Annotated in this window: 23 protein-coding genes; 12 read left to right on the top strand and 11 right to left on the bottom strand. The window is 47.7% G+C overall.

Annotated features, from left to right (window positions below; all coding sequences use genetic code 11):
• Positions 1–118: 118 nt before the first annotated feature.
• Positions 119–1525: a Na+/H+ antiporter NhaC family protein gene (locus tag H615_RS0119450; protein WP_027956693.1), complete on the bottom strand. Its 1407-nt coding sequence runs from the start codon at positions 1523–1525 to the stop codon at positions 119–121.
• Positions 1526–1677: 152 nt separating this feature from the next.
• Here H615_RS0119450 and H615_RS0119445 point away from each other — a divergent pair, with 152 nt between their 5' ends.
• The 3 genes from H615_RS0119445 (at position 1678) to H615_RS21690 (ending at position 4230) form a co-directional block, all read left to right on the top strand.
• Positions 1678–2112, top strand: a complete 435-nt coding sequence (locus H615_RS0119445; protein WP_027956692.1) for an SRPBCC family protein — start codon at positions 1678–1680, stop codon at positions 2110–2112.
• Positions 2113–2248: 136 nt separating this feature from the next.
• A complete protein-coding gene (locus H615_RS0119440) occupies positions 2249–3388 on the top strand; it encodes a DEAD/DEAH box helicase (protein ID WP_051254782.1) in 1140 nt (379 codons plus the stop codon).
• Positions 3389–3474: 86 nt separating this feature from the next.
• Positions 3475–4230: a CAP domain-containing protein gene (locus tag H615_RS21690; RefSeq protein ID WP_035532797.1), complete on the top strand. Its 756-nt coding sequence runs from the start codon at positions 3475–3477 to the stop codon at positions 4228–4230.
• 91 nt (positions 4231–4321) lie between these two features.
• Here the strand turns inward: H615_RS21690 and H615_RS0119430 are convergent, their stop codons facing one another.
• Positions 4322–4939 carry a hypothetical protein gene (locus H615_RS0119430; protein ID WP_027956690.1) on the bottom strand — a complete coding sequence of 206 codons (618 nt, stop codon included), beginning with the start codon at positions 4937–4939 and terminating at the stop codon, positions 4322–4324.
• A gap of 92 nt (positions 4940–5031) precedes the next feature.
• Between H615_RS0119430 and H615_RS0119425 the strand changes: the two genes are divergently transcribed.
• The 3 genes from H615_RS0119425 to H615_RS21685 all read left to right on the top strand — a co-directional run bounded on the left by H615_RS0119425 (position 5032) and on the right by H615_RS21685 (position 9255).
• Positions 5032–6423, top strand: a complete 1392-nt coding sequence (locus H615_RS0119425; RefSeq protein WP_027956689.1) for an amidase — start codon at positions 5032–5034, stop codon at positions 6421–6423.
• Positions 6424–6694: 271 nt separating this feature from the next.
• On the top strand, positions 6695–7867 hold the full coding sequence (locus tag H615_RS0119420) for an MFS transporter (RefSeq protein ID WP_027956688.1): 1173 nt from the start codon (positions 6695–6697) through the stop codon (positions 7865–7867).
• Between the two features lie 101 nt (positions 7868–7968).
• Positions 7969–9255, top strand: coding sequence for an alpha/beta hydrolase (locus H615_RS21685; protein ID WP_035532795.1), 1287 nt, complete (start codon positions 7969–7971; stop codon positions 9253–9255).
• A 60-nt stretch (positions 9256–9315) separates the two neighbouring features.
• Here the strand turns inward: H615_RS21685 and H615_RS0119410 are convergent, their stop codons facing one another.
• The 4 genes from H615_RS0119410 to H615_RS0119395 all read right to left on the bottom strand — a co-directional run bounded on the left by H615_RS0119410 (position 9316) and on the right by H615_RS0119395 (position 12437).
• Positions 9316–9570 carry a hypothetical protein gene (locus H615_RS0119410; protein WP_027956687.1) on the bottom strand — a complete coding sequence of 85 codons (255 nt, stop codon included), beginning with the start codon at positions 9568–9570 and terminating at the stop codon, positions 9316–9318.
• Positions 9571–9700: 130 nt separating this feature from the next.
• Positions 9701–10423: a Bax inhibitor-1/YccA family protein gene (locus tag H615_RS0119405; RefSeq protein WP_027956686.1), complete on the bottom strand. Its 723-nt coding sequence runs from the start codon at positions 10421–10423 to the stop codon at positions 9701–9703.
• Between the two features lie 60 nt (positions 10424–10483).
• Positions 10484–11104, bottom strand: coding sequence for a response regulator (locus H615_RS0119400; RefSeq protein ID WP_027956685.1), 621 nt, complete (start codon positions 11102–11104; stop codon positions 10484–10486).
• A complete protein-coding gene (locus tag H615_RS0119395; RefSeq protein ID WP_027956684.1) occupies positions 11082–12437 on the bottom strand; it encodes a sensor histidine kinase in 1356 nt (451 codons plus the stop codon). The genes H615_RS0119400 and H615_RS0119395 overlap by 23 nt, the downstream gene beginning before the upstream one ends.
• 174 nt (positions 12438–12611) lie before the next feature.
• On the opposite strand from H615_RS0119395, the gene H615_RS0119390 reads away from it, so the two are divergent.
• The 3 genes from H615_RS0119390 to H615_RS0119380 are packed head-to-tail and all read left to right on the top strand — an operon-like array spanning position 12612 to position 15325.
• Positions 12612–13214: an anthranilate synthase component II gene (locus H615_RS0119390; protein ID WP_027956683.1), complete on the top strand. Its 603-nt coding sequence runs from the start codon at positions 12612–12614 to the stop codon at positions 13212–13214.
• Positions 13211–14944, top strand: coding sequence for an aminodeoxychorismate synthase component I (pabB, locus tag H615_RS0119385; protein WP_027956682.1), 1734 nt, complete (start codon positions 13211–13213; stop codon positions 14942–14944). The genes H615_RS0119390 and pabB overlap by 4 nt, the downstream gene beginning before the upstream one ends.
• 12 nt (positions 14945–14956) lie before the next feature.
• Complete coding sequence (locus H615_RS0119380; protein WP_027956681.1) at positions 14957–15325, top strand: thiol-disulfide oxidoreductase DCC family protein; 369 nt, start codon at positions 14957–14959, stop codon at positions 15323–15325.
• Positions 15326–15798: 473 nt separating this feature from the next.
• On the opposite strand, the gene H615_RS22455 is transcribed toward H615_RS0119380, so the two are convergent.
• A complete protein-coding gene (locus H615_RS22455) occupies positions 15799–15960 on the bottom strand; it encodes a hypothetical protein (RefSeq protein WP_156896536.1) in 162 nt (53 codons plus the stop codon).
• A gap of 140 nt (positions 15961–16100) precedes the next feature.
• On the opposite strand from H615_RS22455, the gene H615_RS0119365 reads away from it, so the two are divergent.
• A complete protein-coding gene (locus tag H615_RS0119365) occupies positions 16101–16931 on the top strand; it encodes an STAS domain-containing protein (protein ID WP_035532791.1) in 831 nt (276 codons plus the stop codon).
• Between the two features lie 40 nt (positions 16932–16971).
• Here H615_RS0119365 and H615_RS0119360 read toward each other — a convergent pair whose 3' ends face one another.
• Positions 16972–17982 carry an NADP-dependent oxidoreductase gene (locus H615_RS0119360; RefSeq protein ID WP_027956678.1) on the bottom strand — a complete coding sequence of 337 codons (1011 nt, stop codon included), beginning with the start codon at positions 17980–17982 and terminating at the stop codon, positions 16972–16974.
• 107 nt (positions 17983–18089) lie between these two features.
• On the opposite strand from H615_RS0119360, the gene H615_RS21680 reads away from it, so the two are divergent.
• A complete protein-coding gene (locus H615_RS21680) occupies positions 18090–18803 on the top strand; it encodes a GNAT family N-acetyltransferase (RefSeq protein ID WP_051254781.1) in 714 nt (237 codons plus the stop codon).
• A 63-nt stretch (positions 18804–18866) separates the two neighbouring features.
• Here H615_RS21680 and H615_RS0119350 read toward each other — a convergent pair whose 3' ends face one another.
• A complete protein-coding gene (locus H615_RS0119350; RefSeq protein WP_027956677.1) occupies positions 18867–19238 on the bottom strand; it encodes a DUF779 domain-containing protein in 372 nt (123 codons plus the stop codon).
• A 40-nt stretch (positions 19239–19278) separates the two neighbouring features.
• Positions 19279–20799: an aldehyde dehydrogenase gene (adh, locus tag H615_RS0119345; protein ID WP_027956676.1), complete on the bottom strand. Its 1521-nt coding sequence runs from the start codon at positions 20797–20799 to the stop codon at positions 19279–19281.
• A 174-nt stretch (positions 20800–20973) separates the two neighbouring features.
• Between adh and H615_RS0119340 the strand changes: the two genes are divergently transcribed.
• Positions 20974–21846, top strand: a complete 873-nt coding sequence (locus H615_RS0119340) for a 5'-3' exonuclease (RefSeq protein ID WP_027956675.1) — start codon at positions 20974–20976, stop codon at positions 21844–21846.
• Between the two features lie 637 nt (positions 21847–22483).
• Here H615_RS0119340 and H615_RS0119330 read toward each other — a convergent pair.
• Positions 22484–23746: a helix-turn-helix domain-containing protein gene (locus H615_RS0119330; protein WP_027956674.1), complete on the bottom strand. Its 1263-nt coding sequence runs from the start codon at positions 23744–23746 to the stop codon at positions 22484–22486.
• Positions 23747–23855 lie beyond the last annotated feature (109 nt).

Genomic DNA, 23855 nt, shown 5'->3' with positions numbered 1-23855 from the left:
AAGCTGGATAAAATGTGGATTACCGCTCGGCTTTCTGCCGCAGGCGTCACCAAATGAGACTCTGAAAAAAGGAGCTGATCTGTTTAAGCGGATCAGCTCCTTTTTTGTGCTTCAATGTTCAAGTAAGGAAGAAGGAAAGCATGAAATAGAGAACAGCGGCAGCACCGGCGGCAATGAGAGCGGGCCGGAGCTTGAACCGGGCGTACTTCATAGGATTCAAATCCAGAATTCCGGCCGTCGTATTCGTATCGTCACTTAAAGGAGAAGCGAAAGCTCCGAACGTACCACTTGCAAAAACAGCTCCGATTACCATAGGAAGGGAACTGTCGGCGGCAGCTGCAATGGATACTCCGACAGGCATCAGGATGCCCCAAGTCCCCCAGGAGGACCCGATGAAGTAGGAGATGCCGCAACCTGCAATAAAAGTAATCACGGCGACAAATCCTGCAGGGACCCAGGAAAAGGAGGAGGAGATCGTCTCCGCAAAACCAAGCGCTTCCGATCCGGTGCTCAGCCCCCATACCATCGCAAGGAGAAGGATGACGCCCATCATATCATTCCCGCCGGCAATTAAGCTGTCCATCATTTTTTTCAAGGATTCCGACCGCAGCTTCAGGTAGATGACAAAGGCTGTTAACGTAAGCACAACCGCAAGGACCATGGCATCAAGCACATTGGCGTTGATCAGAGCATCGAGTCCTTGGCGTCCGGCTTGAACGCCGAGACTGTACATGAGTAGAAAAGTCAGGAAAATGACGCTGATCAAAGGGACAATCAAATGCCACGGTTTGGCAGGAAGATCTTTCGTTACGGCCGGGTGGCAGTCCTCCCAATGATCATCCTCCGTCTGCTCCCCATGATTTTCAGCATCGGTGGCAGGCGTCTTATTTTTATGGAAAAAACTTAGATAGAAGCCTACCCCGAGCATTGCAAAAGCGAAAAAGTTGTAGGGAATGCTTTGAATGTAAAGGCTGTAGGAGTCTCCCTCCAGTCCTGCCTGTTTAAGTGATAATTCGATGACGGAGGTCATGTAGCCGACGAAGGCTGTAGCAATCGGAATCAGGACGACGAGGGGGGAGGCGGTCGTCTCGATGACAAATCCAAGCTCCTGTTTCGTCATAGGGATGGATTTTCTTAGCGCTTTCATGACAGGTCCAATCGTGACGATCCGGAAGCTTGGGGCGCTGAAGGTTCCGACAGAGGAAATCCAGGTCAGCATAAAAGCTCCCCGCTTATGTTCAATCCGTTCGGCCGCTTCCTGCACAAACCCTTTAATCCCGCCGGACATTTTAATCAGACCGATCAAAGCAGAAAAAGCATATAAAAACAGGATGATTTTAATGTTGCTTTCATCCTTCAGGCCGTCAATAATAAAACCGAGAGCCGTCAACATCCCTCCAAGCCAGTGGAAATCCATAATATATCCGGCAACAACAACCGCGAAGAGGAGACTTGGAACGACCTGCCTGGTCCATATGGCTGCGAAGATGACAACGATAAATGGAAGGACGGATAACCAGTCCATAATCGGTCCCCCTTTCATACCTCTATTTTTCGTAGGTTGTGTGTTTCCGCACGTGTTATACCTCCAGGATCGGGAGAAATGGAATCATCATCTGGAAAAAGGGGGAAGGGCCTTTTGTGGAGAATAGGAAAAGGAGAGAGAGGAGGAAGACTATGAGTTTTATGACCCAGACGGTCCTGATTGAACGGCCGGTAGAAGAAGTATTCCAAGCTGCTGTGGATTTTTCCAACAGTCCGCAGATTATGGAAGCGGTCGTTGCGGTGGAACTGCTGAGTGATGGCCCTGTAAGGGAAGGGTATAAATTCAAAGAGACGAGAGAGATTAGAGGCAGGAAGGTCTCGGCGGTCATTGAGGTCACCGCCTTGGAAGAAAACCGGTCGTATTCGGTGAAGAGTGTGCAGAGTGGTCTTGACCTTCGTTACCATTATCAGTTTGAACCGGCACCGGGAGGAACGAAGGTGGTCTTCAAGGGTGAATTGTTCACACAGGGACTTCGCAATACGCTGACCCGCCCGTTAATCAAACAGATCATAAAAAAAGAAGACCAGGATCACCTGCAGCACTTGAAGAAGTTTATCGAATCTTAAACCCAATCATGCTATACTGGAAGTAAGCTGTGGATCACACATGAAGGCCTCTCCATCAAACGAAATGGGAAGAGGCCTATTTTTTATACCGTGGATCATATACTATGTTTTTCAGATAGAAAGGAACGAATAAATCATGACAGATAAACAACAGGAATGGCTGGAGAGCTTATCTTCCTCTACGAAACAGGCATGGGAGGAATCCGGCTTTGATTCGTGGACAGCTGTGCAGGAAGCGTCTCTTCCTCCTATTTCAGCGGGGGAGGATGTGCTGGCAGAAGCACCGACAGGAAGTGGGAAAACCCTTGCCTATCTTCTTCCACTGATTGAGAAAATCGACAGCAGCCAAAAGCATACCCAGGTCCTTCTCCTTGCTTCTTCCCATGAGCTGGTGATGCAGATTCACCAGGAAATTCAAAAGTGGACGAAGGGAAGCGGGATTACGAGCACAACGTTGATTGGCGGGGCAAATGTGAAACGTCAAATCGATAAATTGAAAAAGAAACCGCATATGGTGGCAGGGACGCCGGGGCGTGTCCATGAGCTCATCCAGAAAAAGAAATTAAAAGCCCATGAAGTAAAGGCTGTCGTTCTTGATGAAGCGGATCAGCTTCTCGTCCCTGAACACAAAGAAACGATCAACCATATTTTAAAAAGCGTCCAGCGTGATACGCAGAAGCTGTTGTTCTCTGCGACTCTTCCAGATGAAGTCATCGACCTGGCGCAGACATTCATGGATGAGAATGCTGAAGTCATCCGCATTGATGAAGAGATGAAAAAGCCACAAGTGACCCACCATTATATCGTGAGTGAAGATCGGGAAAAAATTGAAATGGTCCGGAAGCTGGCCCACACCGAAGGGTTCACAGGACTAGCCTTCATGCAGGATATCGCCAAACTGAATGTGATGGCTGAAAAACTGGTTTACAAAAAGCTGGACCTTGGTCTCCTTCACAGTGATGCGAAAAAAGAGCAGCGAGCAAAAGCGGTCAAGGAGTTCCGTAACGGGACTTATCCATTGTTGATGGCGACAGATGTGGCCGCGAGAGGACTGGATATCCACGAAATCAATTACGTCGTCAATCTGGATATTCCGAAGGACCCGAGCTCTTATGTGCATAGAGCAGGAAGGACCGGCCGCATCGGGGCAGTGGAAGGACGTGTCGTTTCCATCGTCAACCCTGTGGAAGAGAAGCGTTTGAAAAAGATGGCTAAAGACCTTGATATTCCGTTAGAGGAAAGTATCATCTATAAAGGCCGTCTGCAGACCCGGTAGCAGACAGCGGGACAGTTGCCTTTTGAAGGGGAGCATGGAATACTGGAGATAGAATCATACCTTCACAAACCAAGGAGAGAATCATCATGATAAAGAAATTTGTCCTCTTTTCAGCCGCCTTGTTTGTCATTATTGTTGCAGCTACTCCTGTCTCTGCTCAGGACCTTTTTAAAGAAGGGCCGAAAGCTTCTTATGAAAAAGTGAGCCAGCATATTCAGGGATGGGTACAGGAAACCAATTTTAAAAAAGAAGTGGAAGGATTCCGGTCGGACCTTCAGGACTTCTTTACTTCTATAGATCAAATACAATGGACCTATCCAGATGAATCCCCCTCGGAACAGGAAGGGGAACAACCTTCAGCTGAGTCTTCCTCCTCTTCTCAACCAGATGTAAAGGACGGAGCCGAGCCGACAGCGGAGGTACAGGCACTGGACAGTTACACCCCCGGTGAATATGAGCGGGAAGTCGTTGTCCTTGTCAATAAAGAGCGGGCTGAAGAAGGTCTGCCGCCTTTAGAAATGCATGATCGATTGAGCGGCATGGCCGATGTGAAGTCACAGGATATGGCGGATAAGAATTATTTCAGTCATGAATCGCCCACTTATGGAAGTCCGTTTGATATGATGGATCAGTTTGACTTCTCCTATCTTGCTGCTGGTGAAAATATTGCAGCCGGACAGCGGACACCGGAGGAAGTAGTGGAAGGCTGGATGAACAGTGATGGTCACCGGGCCAACATTCTTCATGAGGATTTCACTCATATCGGAGTGGGTTACGTAGAAGGACAGGGCCGGTTCGGTACGTATTGGACCCAGTTGTTCATGAAGCCGAGATCGACGTGAACAGGAAAGGCTGCCGGGGAAGTTCCCGGCAGCTTTTTTTCGTCTACGGTGGTGAAAATAGATGTGTACTTGTTACCCTGTAAGTATGGAATCATGAGGGCTCATTGCGTTGGAAACGGTGGAACTGTCCTTTAACCGTTGGACGGTCCGTTTGTTCTTCTGCAGCTGCCCATGTATGGATGAAATAGAAAAGGTACATGATCAATGCGGTGGTGCCTGTGGTCATAAACGTGATGGATACAGGTTCTCCCTGTACATAACCGGCGGCTTGGTGATAAAAGTAGAAAAGCATGCCTGTAACAATCAAATAGGCGAACTTTTTCATAGAGGTTCGTCTCCGTAAAAAAGGAGCCGGAATCAAAAGAGGAGACCAGAAAAGCAGCGCCGACCAAAACGATAGAGTCAGATGGATGCCCATCCAAACGGGTGACAGCGTCTCTCCGGCCGGGAAGTCGTATGCGGCGGTGGTGCCTGCCAGAAAAACCGCTGCAGTTACCGGCAGGCAGGAGACCGTAGGAAGCAGTCGTTTCCAGGAACAGCGGAACCAGCAGCCCCTTCTTGTACTGTATCCAATCAAAGACGGAGCTGCACCAAAACAGAGAAACGTCCGGGTCAGCTGAAGCAGTCCTTCCTGATGGGCGGCACTGATAAACAAGGACAAAGTCATGAGAGCGGCCGCATACGCCGCCCAGAAGATATTAGGGTGCACACCTTTTCCCCCTCTTTTGTTTGTTTTACTTTACCCTGGTATAAAGGGGACAAACCTGTACATATTCAGGAAAGTATAAAGGAGGAAACATAATGGAACACCGTGAACTTTACCGTTATGATGCGTGGGAGCTTCGAATGAAACTCCTTCAAAAAGAATGGAAAATTGAAGAAGTGATCGATCATTACCGGGCTGTAATCAACCGGAAAAACCCGGATCTCAATGCGGTTGTTCATCAAATTGAAGAGCCTGTGAACACCGATGGTCCATTTATGGGTCTGCCCTTCTTGATTAAAGATTTGAATGCTGTGAAAGGCCATCCTTTAACATATGGCTCTAAAGTGATGGAAGGATTCAAGGCTGGGTGGGATGATGAATTCGTCAAGCGCTTTAGAAAAGGAGGCTTGACCATTATTGGAAAATCCAACACCCCGGAATTCGGCTTTACACCAGCGACAGAGTCTGTACATCTCGGGTTTACAAAAAATCCGTGGAACAGAGATTTCTCACCCGGCGGATCGAGTGGTGGAGCTGCAGCGGCCGTCGCATCAGGGATGGTTCCTTTCGCCCACGCCAGTGACGGTGGAGGCTCTATCCGGATTCCTGCTTCCAACACCGGGTTGTTCGGATTTAAGCCCACAAGGGGTCGGACGCCATTCTCCATGCACTTGAACAGTTTTGCGGTGAGTCATGGGGTGACTAAATCTGTCAGGGACAGTGCAGCCCTGCTTGATATTTTAGAAGGCCCGCAAAAAGGGGATCTATTTGCCACTCCTGCGCAGGGAAAACCTTATGCCGGCCTGGATCATCGCGATCTGGGCTCGTTGAAAATCGGATATATGGCTGATTTCGGCGACGTTATGCCGATCAGTCAAGATGTTCAGAAAGCCGTAAATAAAACGGCACGGCTGTGTGAATCGCTCGGTCATCACGTCGAGCAGGCGTATCCGGACATTGATTTGAACCGGTTTATGGACGCTTTTGTCGTGGTGTGGGTCGTAGGAGGCGCCTTGGCCGTGAAAGAAGCGGCACGGATGAATGGGAAAACGGCAGACCGTCACAGCGTAGAACGGATGCTTTCTACACTTATTGAAAAAGCAGAAGGCTATTCAGCTTTAGATTATGAAAAAGCACGTCTTTATCTGGCGGCTGAAAGTGCGAAATTCCATGCGTTCTTTGAGAAGTACGATGTTCTCCTTCACCCGGTCAATGCTTCTTCAGCACTTCCGCTCGGCTGTTATAACGGGGAAGAGAAGACGATTGATGAAATCCTTGCTGTTTCAGCGGCCTATGCCCACCTTGCCCCGGCAGCCAATGTGACGGGGCTCCCTGCGATGAGTGTGCCTCTGTATTGGAAAGAGAACCATGTGCCTGTCGGTTCCCACTTCACAGGTCGGTTCGGAGATGAAAAGACGCTCTTTAAACTGGCGGCGCAGCTGGAGGAGGCGGAGCCATGGTTCCACCGTTATGAAACATTAATATAATAATGAAGGCTGGTGGGTTCTCCCGCCAGCCTTATTTTTTTTCATAGATCAGGTCATCTCCGTCTCTGCATGCCGTGTTTTAAGATTTTATTAGTGGTGGGTAACCGGGAAAATAAAGGATATCCGCAGGAAGAGGGGATCATTTTTCTGGAATAATAGTAAAAATACTTATAAAAAAACGGTTACATAGAAGAATGGAGTTTTACTGAAAAAAAACCGGGGTATTTCCTGAAAATGTTCCCATACAAAAGACGATCAGGAGGTACCATACATGAAGAAAGGGAAAAGTTTACACGCTTTAATCATTTTAATGTTTACTCAATTTATATCAGGCGGGGTGACCAACACCAAAGGGATTGTCCTTGACCAGGTGGAAAATGATCTGGGTCTGGACATGAGCCAGTTTGGTCTTGTCGTTTTAATCTTCCAGCTTGGCTTTACGCTTGCCAGTGTCATCATTGGATATTACACAGACAAAAAAGGTCTGCGTACGATGACCATCATCGGTTCGATTATTATGGGTCTTGGATTCCTGGGTACAGGCCTTGCCCCCAATATTATGTTTTTCCTCGGTTTTTATATGATTGTCGGTTTTGGTCTTGGAGCGCTCGGGGTAGCTTCCAACGCGATCGTTCCCGCAGCTTATCCAGAAAAGCAGAACCAGATGTTCAACCTCGCGATGGGTGTTTATGGTCTTGGGATGGTCATCTTTCCACAAGTATTGAACTTCCTTTTCCAATTCGCGTCCTGGAGATATTTTTATATAGGCATTGCGGTTTCACTGGTCGCTGTCATTATCTATATCACAAGTGTAGCCTTCCCTTCAGGGAAAGCAGAAAAAGTCGATTTGAAGGCTTTTATTCCGATGTTGAAGGATGCTCAATTCGTTTTCCTTATGATCTTTCTCGTCTTTCAAGTATCGGCGGAGGTTTCCTTTACAAACTTCTTCCCGGTTTACCTCAAATCGCTTGATTTAGGAGGCATGGCATCAGCAGAAAAAGAAGATCTGGTAGCCGCTATTCTATCGATTTTCTCTGTCTTCTTTATGGTTGGAAGACTCGCAGCCGCCTATATTACAAAATGGGTGAACGAGCGGGTGATCCTGATCAGCTTTTCGGCAGGGGCGCTGCTTATGGTCGGTATCAGTTTCCTTGTAGCGGAAAGCTTCCCGTATCTTTTCGCAGGAGCCGGTCTATTCTTCTCAGCATTGTTCCCGACAGCGACAGCGTTTGGGACGCAGATGTCTAAAACAAGCGGCTCTGCCTTAGGGCTGATTTATATTGCCGCCGGTATTGGCGGGGGTATTGCCGGTTACATCGTAGGCCTGGCCTCTGAAATTTTCGGAATGGCTGGTGGATTCAGCATCGTGCTTGTATTCCTCGCCCTTATGCTGCTCATGACCTTCTTTATGAACAGCAGCAAATCCCGTCAGCAGCAGGCTTGATGTTTACTCCGTCTCCTTGAAGAGGCGGAGTTTTTTTATTGAAGTTGTGATATTCACCTGGATTTCCTGTAAAATTTAAGAAAGGAAAGGGTGGGGAATCGATGGATAAGTGGATACGGGGCATCTTCCTGGTCGTTCTTTTCTTAGCTGGGTGTCAAACGGGAGAAAGTGGAGAAGGCGAAAGGAGTGTTGAAATGCTGGAAGGAAGATGGGAAGGTTCCATTGAAGTGCCGGGACAGCCGCTTGGCATTATTATACATATGGATAAACAAGAAGAATGGAAGGGAACCATCAGCATCCCCGCACAAAACGTGGAAGATTTCGTCTTGTCGGATATTGCGGCAGGCGGGGAGGAAGTCGCTTTTACGATGCCGGTACCGGGTCAATCCATTCAATTCCATGGACAATTAACAAACGGGGAGCTTGCGGGGACATTTACCCAGGAAGGACAGTCCTATCGTTTCCAAATGCAGAAAAAAGAAGCGGCCCCTGAAGAAGTGGGGGAGTTTCTGAGTATAGAGACGGATTCAGCCACCCTCTACGGGGAATTGATGATGCCTGAAGGGCTGGAACAGGCGCCGGTCGCCCTGCTCATCCCCGGATCAGGCCCGACGGATCGTAACGGAAATTCGCAGGGTGTGCAGGGGAGGAATGACAGCCTGAAAATGCTTGCTGGGAAACTTGCGCAATCCGGCATCGCTTCTGTTCGCTATGATAAGCGGGGCGCGGGGAAGAACCGTGAGGCTGTTATGGATAATCAAAACATGAGGTTTGAAGTGTTCGTTCATGATGCCAGCCAATGGATCGACAAACTCTCCAGGGATGACAGATTTACGAAAACAGCTGTCATCGGGCACAGTCAGGGATCGCTTGTCGGCATGATGGCCGCTGAAGGCCATGCTGTGGATGCTTATGTCTCCCTTGCCGGCGCTGGACAGCCGATTGATCGAGTACTTGAAGCCCAGCTTGAGGAGAGTTTGACCGAGGATTTGTATGAGGAAAGCCTGGACGTATTGGAGAAACTGAGGAACGGAGAGGATACAGGAAGCGTCAGCCCTCCCCTCCAGAGCTTATTTGCTTCTGACCTGCAGCCGTTTCTCCGTTCGTGGATGAGCTACAATCCATCTGCCCAGTTGAGGGAGCTGGATATGCCGGTTTTACTTGTGAACGGAACCCATGATATTCAGATTCCAGTAGAGGAAGCTGAACGGTTGAAGGAAGCGGCGCCGGAGTCGGAGCTTCTTCTCGTGGAAGGGATGAATCATGTATTGAAGGAAGCCCCTGAAGACCGCGAAGGAAATCTGGAAACGTATGCTGATCCGGACCTTCCACTGCCGGAGACTCTCACGGAGCCACTGATCACATTTTTACAGACCAACGGTTTTTAGTGATCTTGTTATAAAAAGGGCAGCCTCTGAATCTTCAGGGGCTGCCCTTCTTCAGCGCTTTTAAAAGAAGTAATAGCCAATGCCCTCGATCACTTGGAAAATGGCCATCAACCAGAAAAAGCTTATGGACATGAGGAGGTTTCCAATGATCAACCATTTGCTTTTAGCAATCAGGGCGGAAGCAGCTCCTGGAGGTCCTGCAATAAAGGTGAATATCCAGGCACCACTGGAGATGCTTAAAAAAACGTTGGGAATCCATAAAATGATGGAAAGAGAAAAACATAGGATGGAAATGGACCATGCTCCTTTTTTCATTCTTCCCCTCCTCTTTTTGCAATCAAGCGTAAATTTTATTAGATATGGAAGAGGATGTACAGAAAGGGAAGTGTTGTCTATGAAAAAAGCATGGAGGGAACCTTGAGGTTCCTTCCATGCTTTTAGTGTTTCAGCGCCGAATCTTCTGTAAGAGTCTGAGAATCTCAATGTACAGCCAGACCAGCGTGACAATCAAACCGAAGGCACCGTACCATTCCATATGCTTAGGTGCACCGCGTTCCACTCCCTGTTCGATAAAGTCAAAATCAAGGACGAGATTCAACGCAGCGATGGCGGTAATAAATAAACTGATGCCGATGCCGATGGGGCCGCTTGAATGGAGATAGGGCACTTCCATGCCGAAAAACTGCAGGATGAACTGCACAAGATAGACGAGTAATATTCCGAGGGTAGCGGAAACAACCATCAAACGGAAGTTCCTCGTTACCTTAATGATTCGGGCGGCATATAGAAAAAGCAGTGCAGCCATGACCGCCAGTGTTAAACTGACCGCTTGAATGACAATCCCGGAATAAGCACCTTCCGCATAAGCAGAAAGACCGCCGATCAAAAACCCTTCCAACGCCGCATAGATGGGAGCGGTAATGGGAGCGGCTTTAGGTATAAAAGCGGTAACCAGAGCGAAAATCAAACCTCCGACCGCTCCGATCAACATCATCATCGTCACGTCGGTACCCTGGGCGTACTGGTACCATGTATATCCGGCAGTTCCAAGCAGGAACAGGAACAAAACGGCTATTTTGGCGATCGTTCCGCCCAGTGTCATCGTTTTCCCCTGTTCGCGGGATCGCTGGAACGCTTCTGTTTTCAATATCGGGTTGCTGGTTCTCAATAGAGAGCCTCCTTTATAAATCGTTCGATACCCCTGTACCCTGATGGCGGGGGATGTATGTTAGTGAGCATACCATTTATATAATTTCTTCGGACGGCCGATGCGCTGGTGGCTCACCACCTGTTTTACTTTTCCTTCTTCCAGCAGGTGCATTAAGTAACGGTAGACCGTTGGGTAGGCAAGGCCGATTTCCTTAGAAATCACGTCGACAGGGAAGGCTTCCCGGTTTTCCTGTAAGTATTGAGCGATGGAATGGAGCGTGCCTTTGCTGATTCCTTTGGCGGTAAAGACATCTTCCTCTTCTTCCTGAACATGTTTCATATTCGCAATCTGGGCGTGAAGCTTGATCCGCGAAATAAGATCAGGAGCTTTCACAGGCTTTAATGCGAAATCCGTCGCCCCTTCTTCGAGGAAACGGTCGGCGACCTCCTGCCTTTCGTCGACGGTCAGGACAAGGATAGGCACGATCGAGTTATGCCGGCGGATTTCCTTGACCGTCTGTAAACCGTCCATCTCAGGCATATGGTAGTCTACAAGAATCACATCATAGCTTCCTTTCAGGAACAGGTCCACGCCTTCACGGCCATTGGCAGCCGTATCGGACTCCCATTGGGCATGGCGGCAGAATTCCGTAAGCATATATCTAAGAGATTCGTCATTATCCATGATTAATATTTTCATCTCGTACTCTCTCCTTCGGTAAGTGAATCCAGAACGTAGTTCCTATGCCTTTCTTACTTTCAATCGTCATTTCAGCGCCATGCTCTTTCACGACGTTTTTCACAAATGTCAGGCCGACGCCCGGATGGGATTTCGTACTGTAGCCTGCATTCCATATTTTATTGATGTTCTCTTTGCTGATACCATGGCCGTTATCCTGGACACCGACGGATACGCCCTGCCTGCTCTCTTTCGTAGCAATCGTAACTTTAGCATCTGCTTTTCCTTCGACCGCATCTCCGGCATTATCAATTAAGTTGACAAGCGCTCTTGTCATACGGATTTTGTTGATGTTGATTTCCAGTTCTTCATCCGCAGCCAGGTCAAACGTGTACATCGTCTCCGATTCTGACAGTTTATTGGCCCTGACATATTCGATGAAAGTCTTTAATGAACACCAGTTCTTTTTTTCATGATAGAGGATTTCGGAAACCATATCGCTGGTGGCTTGGATGGATGAGGATATTTTATTGGTGTACTGCAGGATTTCCCTGTCTTCTGTCTTCATCTGGATGAGGGAGTTGAGCCCTTCCATTAAAGAGAGTGGTGTTTTCAAATCATGAACGAGGTGCAGAGCTTCCCGGCCGGATCTGGATTCCACCATGTCGAGACGGGCAATATCGAGGTCCTGCCTCATTCGTGTTTTCTGTTCTGCCATAGTCAGGTAGACAGCAAGGACGGTAGCGTTACTAATAAAGAAGGCGAAGAAAAGGAAGCTGTAAAGGCTGATCGCCTGTTCAAATCCGAGCAGTTCTGCCGTAGTTTTCACCAGCATGGAAAGTTCTCCGCCCCCGAATCCGAATGCTGTCAGGTATGTGATCGTGTCCAGCCACTGGAATCCGAATAAAAGCTGGGCGAGAATAAAGGCTTTGTAAATCGGGCGGAGCTGCCCTTTTCCTAACAGGTGAAGAACAGCTATGGACAATAATAGAATGATGGCGGGTCCGCCAAAATGATAGTTGATCGAATTATACCCGTTGATGATGGCATAGACAAGAGGAATGATGACAAACGGTACAGCAATCTTCAGCCAGGGCCGTTCCAGGCGTCTGCCTAATTCATCACCAAGAAGGAGGGCACCGATATAATGGGGCAGCGCCCGGATGGTGTTCAGCATGACAAGGCCGAAGGCAGCAAGCATCAGGGTGCTTCCATCGGGGTCGGTTTGGAGGGTTCCCATCCATTCATCAATGCCTGTCCGTTCAATACTCAGCCACAACGGCATCGTAATACCGATTACGATACAGGCGATTTTGATCCATATGCTTTTTGAATAAAGCAGTTGTTTCCACATTTGATTCATCCTCACTGGAGCGCATCTTTTTATACATTCTAATATATCCATCAGGCATTTTCGATTGTTTTTTCCTGAGCTGATGGATTTTACCAGCAGTTCTTCCTATGAGGAGGACCTCAAAGGGTAGTATAATGAAAGCATTATGATTACGGACGAAAGGTGAACGAAGCTATGATCATCGTTATTGATAACTATGATTCTTTTACGTATAACTTAGTACAGTATTTTCGGCAGATGGACACAGATGTCATCGTCAGGAAAAATGATGCCGTATCGGTAGAGGAAATTTCCCTGCTTGCACCAAACCTGATTGTGTTATCCCCAGGGCCTGGTAAACCATCAGAGTCCGGCGTCTGTCTGGAGGTGCTCCGGACCTTTGAAGCCGACATCCCTATCCTCGGTATTTGTCTCGGCCACCAGCTGATCGTAGAAGCTTATGGAGGCTTGGTCCGTAAAGGGAGGAAGCCGATGCATGGAAAAGTAACAGCGATCACCCATGACGGGGCACACGTGTATGAAGGGCTTCCGGAAAAGGTTCAGGTCACACGGTACCATTCCCTTGAGGCCGATAAGCACCAGCTTCCGGAGCAGCTTAAACGGACAGCTACATCTGAAGATGGAAGCATTATGGGGGTCCGGCACAAAGACTATCCAGTGGAAGGGATCCAGTTCCACCCGGAATCGATTCTCACTGAATACGGTTTTACGATGCTGTGGAACAAGTATCAGCAGGCTCTGCACTACCAAGCCGGCAGGAAAGGGGCGGTTGTATGAACGAAACGCCTTTCCTGCATTTTGAGTTTGTGAACGAGTACGGGGAAAAGGAGAACAGCCGATTTGAAAAACCGGTCGAAATCTTAACCACCGACGATCACCGGGAAGTGAAGGGGATTTTCGATCGGCTGGAGCATGTTCTCGATGAAGGGTATTATGCGGCAGGATTTGTCTCCTATGAGGCAGCACCGGCTTTTGATGAGGCGTTCGCTGTTCATGATTCACCGGAATGGCCGCTCGTCTGGTTCGGTATCTTTGAGCAGGCGATAGACGCTCCTGAGCCTTCCTCGGACCTGCCTTTTCATGTGTCCCAGTGGAAAATGAAGGGCAGCTATGAGCACTACCAAAAAGGCATCGAGCAAGTAAAGAAGGGTATAGAAGAGGGGGACACGTACCAGGTCAATTATACGACAAGACTGGAAGCAGCGTTTTCCGGGGATGCCTATTCGTTGTATAAGCGTTTGATTAAAAATCAGAAGCCTGATTATGGTGCTTATATAAATATAGGAGGACAAAGTCTTTTATCCGCGTCTCCTGAACTTTTTTTCCGGATGGACAACGACACGATTACAGCAAAGCCGATGAAAGGGACGGCTGCGCGTGGAAGGTTTCACCGGGAAGATGAAGAGCAGTACAGACATCTTCAAGTCTCTGAAAAAGAAAAATCAGAAAATCTGATGATTGTCGACCTTTTAAGGAATGACCTCGGCCGGCTTGCCGTACCCGGGTCTGTGCGTGTACCGGCTCTGTTCGAAATAGAAACCTATCCTACGGTCCATCAAATGACTTCCACCGTCACAGGAGAGCTTCCTGCCTCTTTTACGATGTATCAGGTATTTGAAGCGTTGTTTCCGTGTGGGTCGATTACGGGAGCGCCTAAGGTGCGGACAATGGAATACATCCAAAAGCTTGAAGATTCTCCCCGTGACGTGTACTGCGGAGCGATCGGCTTTATCACTCCCCGGAGGGAAGCCGTTTTTAACGTCCCGATCCGGACGATCATGATCAATCATGACAGCGGAAGAGCGGTATATGGAACCGGAGGCGGAGTAACATGGGATTCGACATCAGAAGGGGAATATCAGGAGGTATTCACCAAAGCGCGTCTTCTCACTGAAAACCGTCCCGATTTTCATCTTCTGGAGACGATGAAGCTGGAGGAGGGGCACCTTCACCTAATGGATTACCACCTGGAGAGGCTGGAACGATCGGCCCGGTATTTCCGATTCTCTTTAAATAAATCCCGATTGAAGACGCGTTTACTGGATGAAGCGGCTCAGCGGCCGGAGGGGCTGTACAAAGTAAGGCTGCTCACGGGTGAAAAGGGTCGGGAGGAAGTTCAGGTCACACCGATGGATCCGCCTGCTTCTCTGGTTCAGACCGCTCTTGCCGACACTCCTGTGTCCGACCAGAATCCTTTTTTGTTTCATAAAACCACCCACAGGGAAGTGTATGAGAGACACAAGACCCCCGGTAAAGCGGCTGTTCTGCTTTGGAACGAACGGGGGGAACTGACAGAATTCACAATAGCGAACCTTGTCGTTAAATACCAAGGAGAGTATCTCACCCCACCAGTAACCAGTGGTCTTCTCGGAGGGACATACCGGCAGTACCTGTTGGATGAGTCACGGATAAAGGAACAAATTCTCTACAAGGATCAGCTTGGAGAATTCGATGAAATCTGGATGGTGAACGCCCTGCGCGGATGGGTGAAGGTGGAGTTTTCATAAAGGAGTGATCCAGTGAAGCATATCGTGTTTTACGATGCGCAGTGTCCTTTCTGCTTCTATGTAAAAAAAGTATTGAGAAAGTTTGACTGGATGGGGCAGATTAAATGGGTAGCTGTACAGGAAACAGAGAAAAATGGGAACTACCCTTACTTAGAGGATCGAAATGTCCTCGACGAGATTCATATGCTGACAAAGCAGGGAGAAATCACTCAGGGATTTGAGACGATTCGGCGGCTGATGCTTGCCCTGCCTTTTTTTGCAGCCCTGGGCGTCCTCTTATCCCTCCCTGGCGCCTCCCGGATCGGGTCACCATTATACCGTTGGTTTTCCGCCCACAGGCACCAGTGGTTCGGGAGATACGATCTTCCCAGATATGCATAAAAGCCTGTGTTAACCAGTTAGAGTTGTCCATTTGTCGTGTAAAGAGTCACACCGCTTGTTGGTGGATGAATACCGCGGGCACGCCCTCAGCTGACTTGGTCAGGAAGGTCGCCTGCCCAAGTGGATCTTCGGCCCGTGCTGTTCCCGCTTGCGTGGAAAAGAAAAAGGGAAAGAACAGGCACTGATGACAGCTGCCTGCCGGAATATGAAAAAGACTCTCCTCCATCCAGCAAGGGTGAGCTAAGTGAAGGAGAGTCTTTTTCGATGTTAAAGAATGCCCAAGGAGCGGTGCCCCTTCCACTCCTGCGGAAGAACGAGTGGCCCCGAGATCGCCGAGCCTGGGTTTTGCGAGGAAGCTCGGGCGCTCGTCCGCGGAAAGGGAAGGGGCTTTCGCTCCTGGCGGCAAGAAAGAAAAAAGCTTATAAAGAAACAGAGGTTCCTCTACAAGCTGAAAGCCTTCTTTACAGAAGGCTTTATTTTTGGTTTTTCTTATAAAGGCGGTAGGATCCAAATGCAATGATCAGCAGGGCAATGAACAGAGAGGTCCATTCCCCGTGGGAAACACCAATGTAGATCCCCCTGGTCAGGAAGAGAAGACAGAGTACAAGAAAAACAATCAAAGTCGCTTTATTCATATTGATCCTCCAAGGATAAACTATTTCTTTCTCATCATACAAAAATCGAACAAAGAAGAATAGGCATAGTTATTCTTTCAAAAAATAGTTTATGGTATGGTTAGGACAAAAGAATACTTTAAACAGGGAGACGGTTGCAGATGAATAATGAGCTGTCCTACATAAAAGAAAAGATTTTATCCAGCAAGGAGACGCTGGGTGAACAAGTCAAGGCGTTGAAGAAAAAAGAATATGGGGTACAAGCCCTCATGACTGCTGACTGGGAGCAGTTGTTCATTTATATTGCCCAGAGCCTGGAAGAAGAGACGTTGGAAATTCATGAAAAAGTGAAGAACTGGTCGGAGAAAGAAGTGGAAAGCAAAATCAACCAGGGTGGGGAGTTATCTCAGTCGCTGCGAGCTGTACATTTCGTCCGACGGGTCCTTTGGGATCACTTTCAGGAAGAGGTGGAACAGGACGTTTTTTCTTCTTCAGTGATTATAAAAGTAAGTAAAACGATCAGTTCCATCCTTGATGAAGTTACCCGGCATTTCAGCGAATGTTATTCAAGGAGCATCCAGCAGGAGGCAGACCGGAAAGAAACCAGACTCGCGGAATTATCTGTGCCGGTGGTTACCATCGTTGAAGGGGTGGCGGTTCTGCCCCTTATAGGAGAGGTCGATCCCCCAAGGGCAAGAATGGTGATGGATACGTCTCTGCGCCGGAGTACGGAACTGGATCTTGATGAGCTGTTCATCGATGTGTCCGGGGTCCCGATCATAGATACGTATGTAGCCAATTACATTTATCAAATCTTTCATGCATTGGAGCTTGTCGGTGTGAAAACGACATTGACAGGGCTGAGACCGGAAATGGCAAAAACAATGGTGGACCTTGGGGTCAACTTTAAACGGATCCATACGAAAGGCGGCCTTGAACAGGCGCTTAGTGATCTGGGCATCCAGCGCCCTTCCACATCGCTTGAAACGTAAAAAACCTGTAGAAGGCTTCCTTCTACAGGTTTTTTAAAAATTAGGAATGGGAAGGTTCAGCTACTTTGACGAGCTGTTTTCCGAGGTTGGTCCCTTCAAACAGTCCAAAGAAAGCGTCCGGGACGTTTTCAAAACCTTCGATGATCGTTTCTTCATACGTCAGCCGGCCTTCCTGAAGTTTCTGAGACAAGTATTGGAAGCCTTCACTGAAACGATCCTGATAATCGCCTACAGTAAATCCTTTAACTAGGGCGCTTGCTTTAATAAGGTGGGACTGCATGCGAGGCCCCTGGGCATTTGGCGTATTGTAAGTGGAAATCGCTCCACACTGGGAAATCCGGGCAAATTTATTCAGGCGTGGATAAACCGCATCGGAAATTTCACCGCCAACGTTATCAAAGTAGATATCGATTCCGTTCGGGCAGGCTTCATCAAGACGGGCAGGAACGTCATCCGTTTTATAGTTGATGACTTCATCGACACCCAGCTCATCTTTTAAATACGCGAGCTTTTCATCAGATCCGGCGATACCGACGACATGGCAGCCTTCAATTTTCCCGATTTGAACGACAGCTGAACCAACAGCTCCAGCCGCGCCGGAAACGACGAGCGTCTCTCCTTGTTTCGGCTGACCGATATCCATCAATCCGAAATAAGCTGTCAGTCCCGGCATACCCAGGATACCGAGCGAGGTGGTTACAGGACCGAGGCTTGGATCGATTTTTCTCAGAGTAGTTGGATCTGCCGTTGTGAATTCCTGCCACGGAAGCATGCCGGTTACGATATCTCCCGATGCAAGCGCTTCTGATTTAGATTCCACAACTTCAGCAACAACGCCGCCCTCCATCGGTTCATTTAGTTGGAAAGGGGCCACGTAAGACTTCGCATCACTCATACGTCCACGCATATAAGGATCTACAGATACGTAAAGAAGTTTCACAAGGACTTCTCCCTGCTTTGGTTCAGGTCTTTCTGTTTCAGCGATGTTGATATGCTCATGGGTAGGCGCGCCTACAGGTCTTTCTACCAGCTGGATTTCTCGATTACTCATTTGATCATCCTCCTTTGTTTCTATTTTATCGTAACGCTTTTTAAACCCTGCTGAAAAGTAATAGGGTCTGCGTAATGAACATTCATTCAATGGAAGGGGATACATGTATGATGCCTGCAGAAGAAGGTTCCATCAAACGAATTGAAGGTGAAAAGTATATCACCATTGAAGATACAGGGAGATTGTCTGCACCGGATATCTGCTCATTGGCAGATATCCTTGAACAGGACGCTTCCCCGGGGCAGGTCATTACGCTTATGCTGGAAAATCAACCTGAAGCAGCGGTGTACCTGCTGAACAACGGCTTTACCAGGCATAACACGACCGTTTTTTACCGGAACTCTTTAAAGTCTCTGCGTTCTGTTTCCTCTTCATACACATGGAAGACAGTCTCAGAGATAGGGGAACCTTTATTTAAGAAAGTCTGGGAGCAGTCGATGAATGATTCTCCAAACGGAAGATCAACGCTGACGATGGACGATCATATGGAAAGCGTCAAACAGGAATTAGGCAAAGGGTATGAATCTTCCTGCCTGACCGTTTTTGAGGAAAGCCGGCCGATTGGGATTGTTATGCCTCATATTGAACCTGGAACAGAGAAGGAGGGACGAATTTTTTATTTCGGACTGGTGCCTGAAGAGCGTGCAAGAGGAAAGGGTACACTGTTGTTTTTTGATGCTCTCCGCAGGCTGAAGCATGACTTCGGCGCCTCCTCCCATATAGGTTCGACAAGCATCCATAATAAAGCGATGCTGAGGCTGTTTGAAAAAGCAGGTGGTGTACAAGAAAGAGTCACGACGGCTTACAAGAAACGAAAGTGAATGGACCGCCGGGGATCGAAAAAGACTGCCGGGAATTTACCCGGCAGCCGGTAGAGAGTCCTTTTACTTCTTCACTTCTGCTTCTTTCAACTGCTGATACTCTTCATCTGTGAAGGCTCGGGACCTCGTAAGAAATCTTTTCCCTTCCACTCCTTCAAGAGAGAACATGCCTCCCCGGCCGTCCACTACATCTATGATCAGCTGGGTGTGCTTCCAGTAATCAAACTGCCGCTTATTCATATAGAAGGGGGTCTCTCCAATTTCCCCGAGCCGGACATCCTGACTGCCAATCATCAGATCGCCTTCTTCATAACACATCGGTGAGCTGCCATCGCAGCATCCGCCCGATTGGTGAAAGAGAAGGGGACCGTGCTTATTCTTCAGACGGTCGATGAGATCCAGGGCAGCATCGGTTGCTTTTACACGTTCCACCATCTTAAAGAGGTCTCCTTTCTTTTAGGAATGTGAGAGGGGATCAAAAGAATCCAAGCTTTTTAGGGCTGTAGCTGACCAGCATGTTTTTCGTCTGCTGATAGTGATCGAGCATCATTTTATGATTCTCACGGCCGACGCCGGACATTTTGTATCCACCGAAGGCTGCATGGGCGGGGTAGGCGTGGTAGCAGTTTGTCCAGACACGCCCGGCTTCAATGCCGCGTCCGAAACGATAGGCGGTATTCATGTCGCGCGTCCATACACCAGCTCCGAGGCCGTAAAGGGTATCGTTGGCAATTTTCATGGCTTCGTCGTGATCTTTGAATGTGGTCACAGACAAGACGGGTCCAAAGATTTCTTCCTGGAAAATCCGCATACTGTTATTTCCTTTAAAGACTGTAGGCTGGACATAATAGCCATCCTTAAAGTCACCGTCCAACTGGTTGCGTGCTCCACCCGTCAGGCATTCCGCTCCCTCATCCTTACCGATTTCAAGATAGGAGAGGATTTTTTCCAGCTGTTCAGAAGAAGCCTGAGCACCCATCATCACTTCAGGGTCCAACGGGTTTCCGGTTTTGATTTCTTTTACCCGCTTAATCGCACGCTCCATGAATTCATCATAAATGGACTCCTGGATGAGGGCACGGGATGGACATGTACAGACCTCACCCTGGTTCAAGGCGAACATGACCATGCCTTCGATCGTTTTATCAAGAAAATCGTCATCTTCGCGCATCACATCTTCAAAGATTATGTTCGGTGATTTACCACCAAGTTCAAGCGTGACAGGGATGATATTTTGAGAAGCGTACTGCATAATCATACGGCCTGTCGTCGTTTCTCCGGTGAAGGCCACCTTGTTGATGCGGGGGCTCTGCGCCAGAGGCTTACCAGCTTCCAGACCGAATCCGTTTACGATATTCAAGACGCCTGCAGGAAGAAGATCCTGCACCATCTCCATGAAATAAAGGATGGACGCAGGTGTCTGCTCGGCCGGCTTCAGGACAATCGTATTTCCTGCAGCCAGAGCAGGTGCGATTTTCCAAACGCCCATTAAAAGCGGGAAGTTCCAAGGGATGATCTGACCGACAACGCCCAGTGGTTCTTTAAAATGGTAGGCGACCGTATCCTGATCGATCTCCCCAATGCTTCCTTCCTCCGATCGAATAACAGAAGCGAAATATCGGAAGTGGTCTACAGCAAGAGGGATGTCTGCATTCAGGGTTTCGCGTACGGCTTTTCCGTTTTCCCATGTTTCAGCGATGGCAAGCTTTTCAGCATTTTCCTCCATACGGTCTGCAATCCGGTTGAGAATCAGCGATCGTTCCGTGACGGAGGTTGTCCCCCACGAGTCTTTCGCTTTATGAGCTGCATCCAGAGCCAGTTCAATATCCTCTTCTGTGGATCGTGCGACCTGACAGAAGGTACGGCCGGTAACAGGTGTCACATTTTCAAAGTACTGCCCCTTCACGGGAGCTGTCCATTCCCCACCAATGAAATTATCATAGCGGTCCTTAAACTGAACGTCCGACCCTGCTGTGTTCGGAAAAGCATAAACCATAGATCCATCCTCCTATTTAAAATTATTTTGCAAGCGTTTACATAAACCTTCAATTTGAAACTACCATTAAGATGGAAAATTGTCAATTTACAGAAAACAAAACCGTAAAACAGCGCTCGATGCTGTAGACATTCTTGTTATAATAAGAGTATCTAGTGAAAAAGGAGCTTATGTATGACAACCAACCGTGTACTTCTTGTCGATGGCATGGCGCTATTATTCCGCGCTTTTTACGCCACGGCTATGAGTAATTATTATATGATCAACAGCAAAGGGACGCCGACGAATGCTGTCTATGGGATGATGAAGCATTTATTCACCGCGTTGGACACATATCAGCCGACGCACGTCATCTGCTGCTGGGATATGGGGAGTAAAACCTTCCGTAACGATTTATATCCGGATTATAAAGCAAACCGTGGGGAGCCGCCTGTTGAGCTGATTCCCCAGTTTGAACTGGCTAAAGAAACCGTGGCCGCCTTGGATATACCGAATGTTGGGCAGGTCGGGTATGAAGCAGATGACTGTATGGGGACGCTCAGCCGCGTGTATAGTGAAGATTCCCAGGTTTTCCTGCTGACAGGAGATCAGGACCTCCTCCAGCTATTGAAACCGAATGTGAATGTCGTCCTATTGAAAAAGGGATATGGAAACTATGCTGAGTATCATGAAGACAGCTTTTATGAGGAAAAAGGCATTACACCATCCCAGATGATTGATTTAAAGGCTTTGATGGGGGATACAAGTGATAACTATCCAGGGGTGAAAGGGATTGGCGAAAAAACAGCCCTGAAACTTCTCCTGAAGTATGGAACTATTGAAGGCATCCTTGAAAATATCGAGGAATTGACGAAAGGGCAGCGCTCCAAAATAGAAGAGAACCTGGATATGCTTCATTTATCACGGAAGCTTGCTGCGATTCATTGTGAAGCAGCTGTCGACTGTTCTCTTGATGATGCGCTGTTTTATATCGATGAGGAGAAAATGGGTGCCAAATTCGATGAGCTGGAATTTAAGAACTGGAAGAAAAACATTACCGGGATGTAAAAGGAAAAGGAGGAAGCGGATGCTTTCTCCTCAGGCTCTAGAAAAATCCTTGTTATCCAGTCCGAGTTCTCCGCATGTCGTGTTGAGGGGAAGCGTTCCGCTTATCGGTGGATGCTTGCCGCGGGCACGGCCTCAGCTAACTTGGTCAAGAAACCCATTTGACCAAGTGGATCTTCGGCTCGCGCTGTTCCCGCAGGCGTCACCACCGAACGCTCCTCGTGGCGACGTTAGAATATAGAGGAGAGAGATTGTGCCCTATGCAGATTCGCAGATTTAAAAGAACGGCATGGGCTGCGCTATGGCCTCTTGCGTGGAAAAGAGTAAGGGAAAGAACAGGCGTTGATGACGGCTGCCTGCCGGAATATGAAAAAGATTGTCCTCCAGCCAGCAAGGTTGAGCTAAGTGAAGGAGAGTCTTTTTCAATTTTATAGAACACCCAAGGATCGGTGCCCCTTCCACTCCTGCGGAAGAACGAGTGGGCCGAGATCACCGAGCGTGGGTTTTGCGAGGAAGCTCGGGCGCTCGTCCGCGGAAAGGGAAGGGGCTTTCGCTCCTGGCGGTAAGAAACAAAAAAAGCTTGTAAAGAAACAGGGGTTTCTCTACAAGCTGAGGAGGAAGCGGATGCTTTCTCCTTTTTTTATAGTAAATCTTTTTTTTGGGTTTCTCTGTAATGGTTGGCTTCTTTGTAGTACATCGCTGCTTTTTTGTACATGCGTTTTTCGTAATAGAGGTTTCCGAGCATTTCTACAAATTCTTTATAGTCTTTGTATTCATTCAACCGTCGGAAGTCAGGAATAATTGTATTCTCGAGCTTCTCCATGAAGGAATCTTCGAGTGTTGTTTCACTCACCATATTCCTTAAGATGTAAAACTTGTGTTTGTATTTCAGGAGATTTTCTTTTTCCGACTCAGCCTCTCCATCCGCAATATACTTCCAGCATTGGGATAAATCATCACTATAGTAACTGGTTAAAGCGAGCAGGTATATGGTGCTGGATCTGAACATAGTTTCCTTCGTATCGATTTCGTAGGCTTGTTGAAGGTAGTGATAGGCATCTGAGTATCTCTCCTGATTAATATAGTTGATCCCGAGGTTGTGATAGATCCTTCTTTTTTCTGTAACAGGCAGCTGATACTTAGCAACCTTCAGAACTTTTAAGAGGAACCTTTCAGCAATTTGGTGCACGCCGAGGGAGTTGTAATTAATCGCAATAATAATATAGTTGTCAACCATGCGTTGATAATAAAGGTGATCCTCATAAATCTCTAAAGCCTGGTAGGCATAGTAGGTGGATTCAACAAACGATCGGATCTTTGAATAAGCTAAAGCTAAATGGAAATAAACCTCCCCCTCGTGGATGGGAAGTTTATTCATGAGTTGTTCGGCTTCCATAAAATGCTTCAGGGATTTCTTCAATTCCGCTGATAACAGATAATGAACGCCAATGGTTTTATGGAAGAAAAATCGATATTCTGGATTTGCACCATCATAAATATTCGAAAGTTCCTTCATGACGTCATCCGACAGGGTTTTTCCGATTTTAGTCATTTGATGACGGGTGTGAACAATTTTATATAAGTTGGTCAACTCAATATTCTGGTTATCGTTCAATTGGTTAGTACACTCTTCATGGAGTTCGTCCATAAGGGTGAAATCCCTCATCTGGGAAGCCTCGTGCCAGGCGTGCAGGTTGTTGTATATTGCCTCGTCGAACTCTTCGTTAATATCAATCAGTTTAATTTTTAAGCGCTCACCGAGGAGGCGGTAAATTTCTTCGCTGGCATTGATTGTATCGTGCTCAATCTTACTCAAATAAGAGACTGAGCAGATTCCTGATGCAAGTTCTTCCAAGGTCATATTTTTAAATTTCCGATGTTGCTTTATTAATGAGCCTTTCATCATTCACTACTCCTTTAACGCATCAGCTGTTAACATTATAGCAGAGAATTATATTTTTCAATACTTTTGTCCTATGAAATGACTTTATGCCTATACCTGTGGAGTATGT

The organism is Halobacillus kuroshimensis DSM 18393 (assembly GCF_000425705.1).
GTDB classification, from domain to species: Bacteria; Bacillota; Bacilli; order Bacillales; family Halobacillaceae; genus Halobacillus; species Halobacillus kuroshimensis.
Note: the sequence above shows the minus strand (reverse complement) of the source record. Positions and strands in the feature narration are given on the sequence as shown.